We start from the raw sequence: 13,624 nt of genomic DNA, 5'->3' as shown, positions 1-13,624 counted from the left end.
TAAACATTAAACTCATGTATCTTTTGGCGGCAAATCACGAACATGCACATCCATTTGCGGAAAGGCAATTTCAATCTCGTGTTCTCGAAACAAGCGATTAATATTTTTGTTGATGATATGAACCGTTGATAGGCGTAGTTCAATCGCAGTGATATGGGCTCTTAATTCAAAGTCGAGACTGCTAGCTCCAAAAGATAAGAACACCACAGAAGGTTGCGGATCAGGTAGTACGAGTGGGTGCTCATCCGCGATTTGATACAGTAAGCTCTCCACCTTATCAATATCAGAACCATAAGCGACACCAATAGGGATCACGATTCTGGTAATAGGGCTAGTTAGCGACCAGTTAATGAGCTTTTCTGTAATAAAGGTTTTATTGGGCACCACGATTTCTTTGTTGTCCCAATCAATAATGGTGGTGGCGCGTGTTTGAATTTTGCTCACCGTTCCCGATAAATCATTAATCGTAACAATGTCCCCAATACGGATAGGTCGTTCAAACAGTAAAATTAAACCGGAAATAAAGTTGGCGAAAATTTCTTGTAAGCCAAATCCTAAGCCTACACCGAATGCGGCAACTAGCCATTGCAGTTTAGACCATTGAAAGCCTAATATGGAAAACGCACCCATTAAGCCTGCCATTAAAATTACATAGCGCAATAGAGTGGTAACCGCATAGCCGGCGCCAGGCGCTAAGTCGAGACGACGCAGGATTAACAGTTCCAAAATACCTGGTAAGTTTCGTACACCAACAAAGGTTACGATTAATGTGACCACTGCATAAATCAATGATTGCAGAGTCACATCCACCAGGGTTACGCCGGTTTGAGTCATTTCATTTACTTGCCACACCACAATGGCATCTAACCAACTGGTCATTTCTAAGGCGCTTGACCATAAGGTTAACACTGCAGCCACTAAGCCAATTAAGGACAAGCCACGCAACAGTGTTAGTGACTGTTCACTAACTTGTTCACTCGCTAAACTGCGCTCTTCTACATCAGGAATAGTTTCCCTTAATTCAGTAATTTCGGGTGACTCATCTGCTTGCTCTTGTTGTTGAGCAATGAGCTCTTCACGCCGCGCTAGCAGCCGCTGATAGCTGAGCTGCCGATGCTCTATCTTTAGCCAGCGTTCTCCCATTTGATAGGTAAACAGCACTGCTAACACTACGTAAATGGTTAACTGTTGATAGATAAGTAAGATCCATGAAGCAATATAGAGCCCCATAACGGCCATAACGATAATAGTAATAAACGAACCGATAACGATGAAACGAAATAGATAGAGGGAGAAGCCTCTATTAAGTGGGGACGGTAAAGTTGAGGGGAGATGTTTTTCTTTCAGCAGTGAAATAAAGACAGCCATCATTACTCCCATTAGTAATAGGAATAATACGCGAGATATTTCCGCTTCATGGATCCCTGAAACCAGTTCTGCAGCAAAAATACTTAGTAGCAAAATGACAAATGGCCAGAGTATCCGTTGACTTCCTTTATGTAGGTATGAGCAAATTTGCTCTGGCCAGTTTAGATGGAGTGCGAGAACACCTTGTTTATAGCTTAAGGCGTGGATGAGTTCGACGACAAACACGCCAGATGCGCTGGCAAAGATCAGTGTACTGAGCTCATTTGAGGTCGTAACTGGCCAAAACCAATACAGTCCCCAAGCGGTTATTACATACCAAATAGGCAGAATAAGCGCGCGTATAATGGCGATTAAAAATAACAAAACAGTATTATGAAATCGATCTTTCAGCGGGTGACCAAATACTTTTTGAAGCTCATCCTTACGCTGAGCGGCATATTGATTCAGCCGACTAGTGCTATAGATAAAAAGAATCGTGTACAAAGCAAATACAGTTAACAGCGATACAGACAGTCCTTGTGGGAGCTCATCTAACATATTTTTAATTGGTGTCTTGGAGCCGAACCAGGTCACAGTATTGAAGTCAGTTAGGTGTTGCCATATGGGCACGTTACTGCGTGTCCATAGCTGTTGCTGCTTTAAAAAACTACGTGCCTTCTCCACTGTTTGAGCATATTGATCCTTGACCAACTTTAGCTGACTCAGTGCTGAAATTAGCTTGTCATAATCTTTCGTTAATTGGTCTAATAATTTATTTAATAACGAGGCTAACTTGTCTGGACCTTCTTCGTTTTTTTTATCTCTAGAAGTTGCACTTGGTTGCTCAGCATCATCTTTTAATTGGCCTATTTCGTATTTTCGAATGTGGGCTTTGGCAATTTCATCGGGAATATATTGCGTGTCTATTTTGGAGGGTAACCTTTGTAACTGTGCTCGGATGGAAGCACCAAAAACCGTGCTATCGCGTAACCAAGCTAAGTTATCTTTTATCAAGCGTTGGTCATCCGCTAAACTGCGTTGCTCAGACTCAACTTTTTGATACATAATTCGCGTTTTATCTATCTTATCCAGTACCTCTTCTAGTTCTAAAGTGTAAGCTTTGACTAGCTCTACTTGGTGTTGCTCCTCCGTATCTCCTAGCGCCTCCTCGCTAACCTGCCTCGCTTGTTCAATGAGTGTTTTAACTGAGGCCTGCTCGACTCGGGTTAATTTATCTTGTAATTCAATCAAAATTGGCGAGGCTAATTGAATTTTTTGGTTCAGTAATTGCTGCTCTAAATCAGTAATTCAGTGCGTTCATCTAAGCTCTGTAACTGAGCAGAGGTCACTTGTCGTTGAAGTTTTAGCGAGGTTAAGTGGGTTGATTCAAGCCACTGATCTAACTGACTGGCAGTATCACTTTTAATGATAGAGGCTTGCTCGATTTCTTTATCCGTTTGTGCGAGAGACTGGGGTAATGTTGTTTTCTCATTAATCAGTCGCTTATTTTGATCGCTATTGGTTTGATATGTAGAACGCCACTCTATTAGCGCAGCTTGCAGTGTCGCGATAGATTGAGAAAGGTCACTGTACTTATCTTTACGGCGAATATTAAAGATATCTAACTGCTCAACATCATCTATCTTTTTGAGTAATCGCTCTCGTTGTACCGGAAACTGGCTAACAATGTTTAGATACTTTTCTCGCGTGGCAGTTTGTTTTTCATAGCCATTAATTCGAGACAGCAAAGTTTCATATTGGTTGATTAAGGTTTCATTTTTTGGCGATTCACTATTCAGTCGGGTTATTTCACTTTTTAAAAAAGCGGCGTCAGGTAGGTTCTGACTGCTTGACGGTAAGGAGAATAGCGTTACCGATAAAAATAGGAATAGCCACCATAGTCGCCTTGTCATCTTGAGCTTAACTTCCAGACTCACAGGCTTTCCCCACTTTCACGGTCTTATCCATAGATATAAGTGTATACGGTTTATTGGCAATTGGCCTGAAACATGGTTGTAGTGAGAATATGCAACTGTATGCGAGTATGGCGCTTGTGCGCATTGTTGGCATTGCTTGCTTCTATCACGATTATGCTTATTTCTTCTTACCGAAAGCCTAGCTTTACAGTCAGGTGGTTGAGAGTTTCCTGCATTAGACAGGTTCGCTGCTCATCTTCTGTTAGAATGCTGCGCATAATAAAAACTATATGCAGTTGGAAATCATGAAAGAATTTATCATTATAGGCGCCGGTCAGTCTGGCTTGTCTATGGCCTATAACTTGTCAAAACATAATAAAGATTACTTAATCTTAGATGCCAACGAGCACATTGGTGCGCCTTGGTTAAAGCGTTGGGATTCACTTAAACTGTTTACCCCTACCGAATATAACCATCTCCCTGGAATGCCGTTTCCGTTCCCGAAAGGCTATTACCCGAATAAGTATGAAGTGGCCGACTATCTAAAAAGTTATGCGGCGAAGTTTTCGATTCCCATTGAATTCAATCAAAAAATTATCTCAGTCAAGAAAGTTGATGGTATTTTTGAGATAAGCAGCAACACGGCCAGCTATCGAGCCAAACAGCTCATTGTCGCCACCGGCCCGTTTCATACACCTTATACGCCGCCTTGTCATGTCGATATTGCTGAAGATATTACCCAGTTACACAGTGAGAATTATAAAAGCCCAGCACAGCTGCAAGAGGGGGACTGCTTAGTGGTTGGTGCAGGTGATTCTGGGGTGCAAATTTTATCTGAGATTGCCGATACTGGACGTAAAGTTCACTTTTCTGGTACCGATAAAATCACCGCTATTCCGCAGTCATTTTTAGGTAAAACCCTATGGTGGTGGTTTACTAAGATAGGGTTTTTATCGGTTAACCGTTTTAGTAAAATAGGCAAATGGCTGAGCAAGGGCGTACAGCCCGTTATTGGCACGGATGTGAAGTCACTGCTGGCAAAAGAAAATGTGATCCATATGGGCAGAACCTTGTCAGCCGATGCAACCAGTATTAAGTTTCAAAAAGGCAGTATTAGCAGCATCAAGAATATTATCTGGGCGACAGGTTTTAAACCTAACTTCTTTTGGATTGATGATATCTCTTTCGATGAAATGAACTACCCGAGCAATTATCGCGGCGTTAGTAAAGACATAGATGGGCTCTATTTTATTGGTCTACCTTGGTTATATACCCGTGGTTCAGCAACTCTCGGCGGGGTATGGAAAGATGCCAAATATCTGATGACTCATATTTTAGAAAATAAATAAACGTTATAACAAAGTCGCCAATGTTCAGAGCATCATTGGCGGCAATACACTACAACGGAACTTTTGACCGTTGGAATTAGCGAGATTTAATAACATTGTTGTCGATTTAGTAATAATCTTTTACCTTGCTGCCGCCTTATCATTTCTGTAAACCTGCATATACTTGCACTCATCCCAAGCCCGTTGATAATTGCCTTGCCCATGAGTGACATACTTATGCTGCATCATAATTGAGTTTCTAAATGTTAATTTAGAAGCCAATAGTTCAACGATTTAAGTTTTTCACTATATGTATGTTGATTATGATTTCTAAAATATTAAGTTTTTTCCAGACAAAAAAGACGACTAAGGTGTTAATTCATCCATCTGTTGATAACAATAGATTCCCTGAATTACCTGGGTTTACAGGTGGTTCGTTAACTTGTCACTGTAAGAAAAAGCCAGTGATTGTAAAGTTAAGCAGCCAAACTGCACATAACCATGTTTGTGGTTGCTCAAAGTGTTGGAAACCTAAAGGTGCCGTATTCTCTCAAGTTGCAGTTATTTCTCGTGAGAATGTGAAAGTTACTGCAAATGAAAATAAGCTCGTCGTGGTTGATGCTCAGGCAGCAATTAATCGTTATGCCTGTAAAGATTGTGGTGTACACATGTATGGCCGTATCCATAATGAAGCTCATCCATTCTTTGGTTTAGACTTTGTTCACACAGAGCTAAGTAAGCAATCAGGTTGGGCGCCAGCAGAGTTTGCCGCTTTTGTATCTTCAATTATTGAAACGGGAACGAATCCTCAAGACATGCCTGCCATACGTGAGCGCTTACTGGAATTAGGCCTAGAGCCGTACGATTGTTTATCACCTGACCTAATGGATGCTATTGCTGCACATGTTGCTAAAAAGGCGTAATTAGCCATCAGAATTATTAGCCAATTCTAAAATTTAAAGCCCTGTTTATGATAGACATCATGAGCGGGGCTTTTGTTTTCAGCTCTCCTCCCCTTCTTTATAAGCTGGATTCTTTACTTTTAGATCTAACCAAGCGACTGCATAAGCAGGGTTCTTACTTAGTTGATGCTTGCCTTTATTTACAATGGCTTGATGCTGACTTTAGTCGAACCCGCATAGGTTCTGGTTTTAAGGGGTTTTACAGGTACATAAGTAGCACCTATAGTTAATGCAGAATGTTGTCTGCACTGAAGTCTGATAATTTGGTTTTGAGGCAGATAATGGGTTTATTGAGTGGAGCGGTATATGGCACTTCATAAAAGTAAGGCGGAGCTCTTTCCCTTACTTCACCTGCTTGATGATTTTAGTCACTTCCAATTACAAGATGGCTTCATTCAAACATTAGCTGAAAAAGATTTGCTCCTGCAGTCTCCGCCCTCTATCAGACTCGATGAGTCTACTCTTGTTCCTAATATCAGTATTTATGACGACTCAAAGCCTGAAAATACCACCGCTCTGCAGCAATATTTCTGTAGCAAGAGTGCTGATGATAATGCCGCTATTCAGCAAATTTTCAACACTCTGAGCCCTGTAAGTCAGCTATCGGAAAGCAGGCATCAGAGGCACTATCGCTTGGTCGCTTTTTCTGAAGAGGACAAACGAACGCCTGTGGCGTTCGTGACCTTTAACGTTGGCTTGCTCGACTCTTGGTATGCAGATGGAAACAGCTGTGATGATCGCCAAATCGGTGGCTGCTGTTATTTATTGTTTGCCTATGTGGTACCCCAGTGGCGGCATCTAGGAGTCGGGAGTTGCTTGTTTCATCTGATTTCAAATCTATTTTGGTCTCAGTTACAGTTTATCGATGCCCAGGCGAAGTCTCATAATTTGACTATGGTTCCCTTGGTTTATGAGAGTGAAGCTGCAAAAGGAGCCGAAGGCTTGCTGCATCAACTGGCAATGAATATTAATCAGTATGAGGCTCTCTCATTAACCAATGATAAAGCTTCGACCATAGTTAAACCCTGCGTGAGTAACATTTCAGTTTCCTAAAGCTTATAGCCAACTCATCATCTGCTAATAGGTGCGCAATCCGCGCACCCATAATTATTTAGCCGTCCGGCATAAATAATATTAATTCCTTTAAGAATTAGTTATTCCTTAATTATTGTTGCAACCCACAATGGTATACAGTATACATTGGTGCAACCTTAACAAGGTTGCAACATTTTTATGGCGATAAAGTGGCAAACAAATCTAAAGGAAGAAGATGAATATGACCAAGAAATTCGCACTATCGACGCTTACTGTAGCGATGATATCTTTTGCTCCAGTGACTACCACATCAGTTTTTGCGGCAGAAGAAGAGAAGATAGAAAAAATAATGGTTACAGGCTCACGCATTGGACGTGCAGAGCTTGAATCTAGCTCGCCCATCACCGTAGTAACAAAAGTGCAGCTAGATAACCTAGGGGTTACCGATGTCAGCGCAGCATTACGTCGTTTGCCTGCAATAACTGGAGCCACATCTAACAACCAAAGTAGCGCCGGTGCTGTCAATATTCAAACAGCAACGCTACGTGGTATTGAAGCGACTAACACCTTGGTGCTTTTAAATGGTCGCCGTATGGTGGGTTCTAATGAAGATGGCTTGGTTGATCTTTCATCTATTCCATTTGAGGCCGTTTCTCAAATTGAGGTCTTAAAAGATGGTGCATCTGCAATTTATGGTTCAGATGCCATTGCCGGCGTAGTAAATATTATTACCTATCAAAATTATGAAGGTTTTGAGGTCAACGCTCGCTATGGGGTGTCATCTGAAGGTGATGCACAAGAGCGTGAAGTTGGCTTACTTATGGGCTTTAGTACCGACAAAGGTAGCCTTATGGTTGCCGCTTCCACGAGCAATAATTCAGGCTGGGAAGAGAAAGACCGTTACATGACCCAAGATACTGATCAAAGCTATCTAGGGGGAGGTGATACCAGTTCAGGGACGACACCATTTGCGCGTTTATCCGGTTTTGGGCTTGATCCGAGTGAGACATGGACAGTCCTAGATGCCAACAATCCCTCTGCAGTGACTCCGTTCGATTACGATACCATGGGGTACAATTATCGTGCCGCTCAGTCTGGCGCCAATGATAATCAAACCACGAGTGTTTTTGTCAGCGGTGATTATGAGCTTACTGATGATATGCTATTTTTTACCGAGCTATCCTTTCATGATGGCTTTGTGCAAGGTAACCAAGCGCCTCCAGGTACAGATACAGGCTGGTATGGAGATAATGTTGATACCCCGAATGCATTTAAACGTTACCCAGATGCTGATGGAAACAACTTTGGCGTGGGCGCAAACCAAAAATACAACCCATTTGGCATAGCGGGTAACGTGAGCCGTCGCTTTAGTGAGTATGGCTCGCGCATTTATAAAACAGATAACACTGTTCAGCGATATACCTTAGGCTTAAAAGGCGCCATCTTTGATGAGTATGACTGGGAGGTTAGCTACTCTAGCCAGAGTGCGGAGTTGGTCCAGCGAGGTGGTGCACAGCCATCTATTATGCAAATTGAGCGTGCACTTTCTGATGAATGTGAAACAGCGGCAGATCCAAGTTGTGTCGCGTTAAATGTGTTTGGCCCAGAGGGTTCAATCACGACTGAAATGCTTGATTTTATCAATACAACCGCTCCAGTAACGACCAATAAAAATGATTTGATGTTTATTCAGGCTCATATCTCAGGACCGATAGTGTCTTTGCCTGCTGGCGACTTGATGTTCTCGTCAGGTGTTGAGTATCGCGAAGATCAACTTTCTTTAGAAGTAGATCAAGCGCAACGTACTGCAACATTTGATGTATCTTGGGGCGGCTCTAGCACTCCTGTTATATCCCCTGTACGTGAAATCTCAGAGTTTTATTTAGAGCTAGCGGTTCCAGTGCTTGATAACTTAGATATTGAACTCGCTGCACGTTACAGTGATTACAGTGATATTGACGAAAGTACCACAAACCCAAAAGTGGGTGTTATTTATCAGCCGCTTGATATGCTGAAGTTGCGAGGAAGCTACAGTACCGGTTTCCGCGCTCCAACCATGGCGCAAATGTATCAAGGGCGAACATCATCGATCAATACCAACCTGTATGATCCTTGTAACCCTGGCAATGAAGCTAATTTTAGTTCTAGCAAGCCTGAGTGTGTCGCCCTTGGTTTAGACCCAGCCTTTAGTCAAAATGCGATCCAAAGCAATGACATTATTGGCGGTGGTAACCCAGACCTTAAGCCTGAAGAAGCTGAGAACACTACCTTAGGCTTAGTTATCGAGCCAATAGATAACCTTTCATTAACTCTTGATTATTTTGCTATCGAACAAACTAACGTGGTGTTTGCAAGTTCTCGCTATGTAATCGATCAAAACTTAGCGGGCAACCCAACTTATGCTGGTGATGTTATACGTAGCAACAATGGTACGGGATATATTCAAACGATTTATTCGCCAGCGAATAATATTGCATCACGTAACTTATCTGGTTACGACTTGAATGCAAATTATCGTTTCGAGACGGATATTGGTGATTGGAGCATTAACTTCGATGGTACGTATTTAAGTGAGTTTGAAGTTCAAGATACCAGTGATTCAGCATTTAGAGATATTACGGGTACTTATGATCCAGCATTTGGTAGCCTTCCTGAGTATAAGGCGAATATCCAAATTGATTGGACAATGGGGAACTACCGTGCGACTTGGGATGCTAATTACAATTCAGAAATCTTTGCCGGTGAAGCTACAGAAGAATTTGAAGCAGATATCATGTCATCGACAGTATTCCATAATATGCAAGTAGGCTATTTTGTTGATGCTATTGGTGTCGATTTACATGCAGGCATTCAAAATGTGTTTGATAAAGAGCCTCCATTCTTAAGGGCTAACGGAACATCGACTGATGATAATTTATATTCATTCCGTGGCCGATTCTTTTACTTTGGTTTGAAAAAATCATTTTAATAATTTAACCAGTCAAAAAAGCCACACTTTTTGAAAGTGTGGCTTTTTTATTAGCTCTGCCTCGTCCTAGAATCGTCCATCTTTAGATTTGCAGAAACCGGGCAGCAAGCAGCTTTCGCGCACTATTGTGGATCGTAGTCTAGCACTGGAGCTAGCCAGCGCTCGGTCTCCTCGATGCTCATGCCTTTACGTGTCGCATAATCTTCTACTTGATCGCGACCTATGTTGGTCACACCAAAGTACCGCGATTTAGGATGGGCAAAGTACCAACCTGAAACCGCTGCCGTTGGGAACATGGCGTAGCTTTCGGTGATCTTAAGGCCGATGGTTTCATCAGGCTTGAGTAAGTCCCAAAGCAGCCCTTTCTCTGTGTGATCTGGGCAAGCGGGGTAGCCCGGTGCCGGACGTATGCCTTTGTACTTCTCCCGAATCAGCGCCTCGTTATCGAGTACCTCATCAGATGCATATCCCCAAAACTCTTTACGTACCCTTTCATGCATACGCTCGGCAAAGGCTTCGGCTAAACGATCGGCTAAGCATTTGAGCATAATCGCGCTGTAGTCGTCATGGTCGGCTTCAAAGCGAGCCACATGCTCGTCAATGCCATGGCCAGCGGTTACCGCAAAGCCGCCCATGTAATCGGCAACACCACTATTTTTTGGCGCAACAAAGTCTGCTAAACAGAAGTTGTCATTACCGACACGCTCAATCTGCATCCGCAGGTGATGAGTCGTGAGTTCAAGCTCGCTACGAGTCTCATCAGTGTAAAGCTCTATATCGTCATGGTTAACAGTGTTGGCTGGGAATAAGCCAATCACAGCCTTGGCGGTAAGCCATTTTTCACTGATGATTTTATCCAGCATGGCTTTGCCATCGCTAAACAGTTTTCGCGCCTCAATACCTACGACTTCATCTTCTAAAATTCGCGGGAAATGGCCATGTAATTCCCAGCTTCTAAAGAAGGGGGTCCAGTCGATGCGCTCGACTAAATCTTCAAGTGGGTAGTCATCAAATACCTGACGCCCTAGCTGATTTGGCACAAATGGCGTGTAGTTTTGCCAGTCGTGTTGGCAACTGTTTTCACGTGCGGCTGCAATCGAAGTAATCACCTTACGTTTAGTCTGTGACAGACGTTTCTCGCGCATAACATCGTATTCTGCATAGGCTTGGTCGATAGTCGCTTGGCGGGTTGCATCGTTGATCAGTTTCGACACCATGGGCACGGCGCGTGATGCATCGGCAATATAGATGGCACCTTCAGGTGAATGAGGGGCAATCTTGACTGCGGTATGAATTTTAGAGCAGGTGGCACCGCCAATAATCGACGGGATGGTTAACCCAGCCTTATGGAAACTCTTAACGTTATGTACCATCTCATCTAGGCTTGGGGTGATAAGCCCTGACATGCCGATAATATCGACATTTTCTGCAATAGCGACTTCGATGATTTTCTCAACCGGTACCATTACGCCCAAATCGATGACTTCATAGCCGTTACAAGCTAAAACCACGCCGACAATATTTTTACCGATATCGTGTACATCTCCCTTAACGGTAACCATTAATATTTTACCGTTAGACTGACCAGCGACTTTCTCAAGCTCAATATAGGGGTTTAAGTAGGCCACGGCTTTTTTCATCACGCGGGCTGATTTTACCACCTGAGGCAGGAACATCTTACCCGAGCCAAATAGGTCACCCACTATGTTCATGCCATCCATCAATGGACCTTCAATCACATCGAGTGGGCGTGTGGCTTGTTGCCGCGCTTCTTCGGTATCCTCATCGATAAATTCGGTAATGCCTTTCACTAGCGCGTGCGCTAAACGCTCATTAACAGGTTTACTGCGCCACTCTAAATCTTCTTTTTTGGCGGTTTGGCTGCCGTCACCGCGGAACTTTTCTGCGACTTCTAATAGCAGTTCGGTGTTATTGGTATCGGCTACTTTGCAGGGCAAGTTCTGGACTATGGCTTCGACTCTTTCCTTAAGCTCTGGGTCGATGTCATCATAAATCGCCAATTGCCCAGCGTTAACAATACCCATGTCCATGCCAGCTTGAATCGCGTGGTACAGGAACACGGCGTGAATCGCTTCTCGTACCGGGTTGTTTCCACGGAAAGAGAATGACACGTTAGATACACCGCCAGAGATCATTGCATGGGGTAGGGTACGTTTTATCTCTGCGGTGGCTTCGATAAAGTCAACCGCATAGTTGTCGTGCTCCTCGATACCGGTGGCAATAGCAAAGATGTTGGGGTCGAAGATAATGTCTTCTGGTGGAAAGCCGACTTTATCGACTAACACATTGTAGGCGCGGGTACAGATCTCAACTTTACGCGCTTTGGTATCGGCTTGGCCAACTTCATCAAACGCCATCACAATTGCCGCGGCGCCGTAGCGTTTAACGAGTTTGGCTTGCTCGATAAACTTCTCTTCGCCTTCTTTAAGCGAAATTGAGTTAACGATGCCTTTACCTTGAATGCATTTAAGGCCAGCCTCAATCACTTCCCACTTAGAGGAGTCGATCATGATAGGTACCCGTGAGATATCGGGCTCTGAGGCGATTAGGTTGAGGAATTTATGCATGGTTTCGGCGCCGTCGAGCATGCCTTCATCCATGTTGATATCGATGATCTGTGCGCCGTTCTCCACTTGCTCGCGAGCAACTGATAACGCTTCTTCATATTCGCCGGTTTTGATTAGGCGTAAAAACTTCGCCGACCCCGTAACGTTGGTACGTTCGCCGACGTTTAAAAATAGCGAGTTCTCATCTATGGTCAGAGGTTCAAGCCCTGATAGGCGACAAGCTACTGGAATATCGGGTAATGGACGTGCTGAATGTTTGATCACGGCTTCGCGAATGACCCGAATATGATCAGGCGTGGTACCACAACAGCCACCAATAATGTTTAAGAATCCTTCTTGTGCCCACTCTTCGATGATTTCCGCCATTTGCTCTGGCGTTTCGTCGTAACCACCAAATTCATTGGGTAGGCCCGCATTCGGGTGTGCCGACACATAGCATTCGGAAATTTTAGACAGCTCTTCCACATAAGGGCGCAGCTCTTTTGGCCCTAATGCACAGTTAAGACCGATAGATAGCGGCTTAACGTGACGCAGTGAGTTATAGAAGGCTTCGGTTGTCTGTCCGGTAAGTGTACGGCCTGAGGCATCGGTGATAGTGCCAGAGATCATAATTGGCAGGCGGAAACCTTGAGTGTCATATACGGTTTCAATTGCGAACAGCGCGGCTTTGGCGTTTAGGGTATCAAAAATGGTTTCCACCATGATGATATCGCTGCCGCCAGCAACTAGGGCGTTGATTGACTCTATATAGGCCTCAACCAGCTCATCGAAGCTGACGTTACGAAAACCCGGGTCGTTCACATCTGGACTGATAGAGCAGGTGCGGTTGGTTGGTCCCAGTACACCCGCGACATAACACTGACGGCCAGTTTCAGCTTCAACTTCGTTAGCCGCTTCGCGGGCGAGTCGTGCACCCACAAGGTTAATCTCAGCCGAATGCGCCTGCATGTCGTAGTCAGCCATCGCGATACGGGTAGCATTAAAGGTGTTGGTCTCGATGATGTCTGAGCCAGCTAATAGGTAGTCTTTATGGATCTGCTTGATGGCTTCAGGCTGAGTAAGCACCAACATGTCGTTGTTGCCCTTTACATCGCAATGCCAGTCTTTGAACTGCTGGCCCCGAAAATCCAGCTCTTCAAACTTACGGTCTTGGATCATGGTGCCCATAGCGCCGTCTAGGATAAGGATCCCATCCTGAAGCTTTTGGGTAAGGACAGCTAAAACCTTGTCGGCAGTGTCTGGAGTATGTGCTACCGCGCTCAAGGCATGTGTTGGGGTACAGGTTGCCATAGATAATTCCTACCAGTTCGCAAAAGATTATTCTTGTATATTATTCTTGTATATTATTTTTGATACATCATGTCCGTAATTTTCATTTAAGCGTCTCCGTTAATAGTGAGACTTTTTGTTTGGACATTTATACGTATAGACGTCCATAATACGTGAGGCGTGATAAAAAGTGCAAGTGCTAAAGCATGAT

7 protein-coding genes are annotated in these 13,624 nt (G+C 43.8%); 4 read left to right on the top strand and 3 right to left on the bottom strand.

Annotation, left to right across the window (positions count from 1 at the left end):
* Positions 1-12: 12 nt before the first annotated feature.
* Both SPEA_RS17860 and SPEA_RS23415 read right to left on the bottom strand, forming a co-directional pair.
* On the bottom strand, positions 13-2,598 hold the full coding sequence (locus SPEA_RS17860; protein ID WP_012156603.1) for a mechanosensitive ion channel domain-containing protein: 2,586 nt from the start codon (positions 2,596-2,598) through the stop codon (positions 13-15).
* A 44-nt stretch (positions 2,599-2,642) separates the two neighbouring features.
* Complete coding sequence (locus SPEA_RS23415; RefSeq protein ID WP_012156602.1) at positions 2,643-3,284, bottom strand: hypothetical protein; 642 nt, start codon at positions 3,282-3,284, stop codon at positions 2,643-2,645.
* Between the two features lie 284 nt (positions 3,285-3,568).
* Here SPEA_RS23415 and SPEA_RS17855 point away from each other — a divergent pair, with 284 nt between their 5' ends.
* The 4 genes from SPEA_RS17855 (at position 3,569) to SPEA_RS17840 (ending at position 9,556) form a co-directional block, all read left to right on the top strand.
* Positions 3,569-4,612 carry a flavin-containing monooxygenase gene (locus tag SPEA_RS17855; protein ID WP_041411069.1) on the top strand — a complete coding sequence of 348 codons (1,044 nt, stop codon included), beginning with the start codon at positions 3,569-3,571 and terminating at the stop codon, positions 4,610-4,612.
* A gap of 302 nt (positions 4,613-4,914) precedes the next feature.
* Positions 4,915-5,514 carry an S-(hydroxymethyl)glutathione synthase gene (gfa, locus tag SPEA_RS17850; RefSeq protein ID WP_041411617.1) on the top strand — a complete coding sequence of 200 codons (600 nt, stop codon included), beginning with the start codon at positions 4,915-4,917 and terminating at the stop codon, positions 5,512-5,514.
* Positions 5,515-5,859: 345 nt separating this feature from the next.
* Entirely contained in the window at positions 5,860-6,606 is a 747-nt protein-coding gene (locus SPEA_RS17845) for a hypothetical protein (RefSeq protein WP_012156599.1), read from the top strand.
* Positions 6,607-6,829: 223 nt separating this feature from the next.
* Positions 6,830-9,556 carry a TonB-dependent receptor gene (locus SPEA_RS17840; RefSeq protein WP_190272080.1) on the top strand — a complete coding sequence of 909 codons (2,727 nt, stop codon included), beginning with the start codon at positions 6,830-6,832 and terminating at the stop codon, positions 9,554-9,556.
* A gap of 122 nt (positions 9,557-9,678) precedes the next feature.
* On the opposite strand, the gene metH is transcribed toward SPEA_RS17840, so the two are convergent.
* Positions 9,679-13,434 (bottom strand): methionine synthase, encoded by a 3,756-nt coding sequence (metH, locus tag SPEA_RS17835; protein ID WP_049767984.1) that lies wholly within the window; start codon positions 13,432-13,434, stop codon positions 9,679-9,681.
* Positions 13,435-13,624 lie beyond the last annotated feature (190 nt).

Source organism: Shewanella pealeana ATCC 700345 (assembly GCF_000018285.1).
In the GTDB taxonomy this organism is placed as follows: Bacteria; Pseudomonadota; Gammaproteobacteria; order Enterobacterales; family Shewanellaceae; genus Shewanella; species Shewanella pealeana.
The sequence above is the reverse complement of the archived record's forward strand: the minus strand, read 5'-3'. Positions and strand labels throughout refer to the sequence as shown.

Bases quoted from the DNA above. Each gene is read 5' to 3' on its own strand.
- SPEA_RS17855 (WP_041411069.1), top strand. From the start codon at position 3,569: ATGAAAGAATTTATCATTATAGGCGCCGGTCAGTCTGGCTTGTCTATG.
- gfa (WP_041411617.1), top strand. From the start codon at position 4,915: ATGATTTCTAAAATATTAAGTTTTTTCCAGACAAAAAAGACGACTAAG.
- SPEA_RS17845 (WP_012156599.1), top strand. From the start codon at position 5,860: ATGGCACTTCATAAAAGTAAGGCGGAGCTCTTTCCCTTACTTCACCTG.
- SPEA_RS17840 (WP_190272080.1), top strand. From the start codon at position 6,830: ATGACCAAGAAATTCGCACTATCGACGCTTACTGTAGCGATGATATCT.
- metH (WP_049767984.1), bottom strand. From the start codon at position 13,434: ATGGCAACCTGTACCCCAACACATGCCTTGAGCGCGGTAGCACATACT.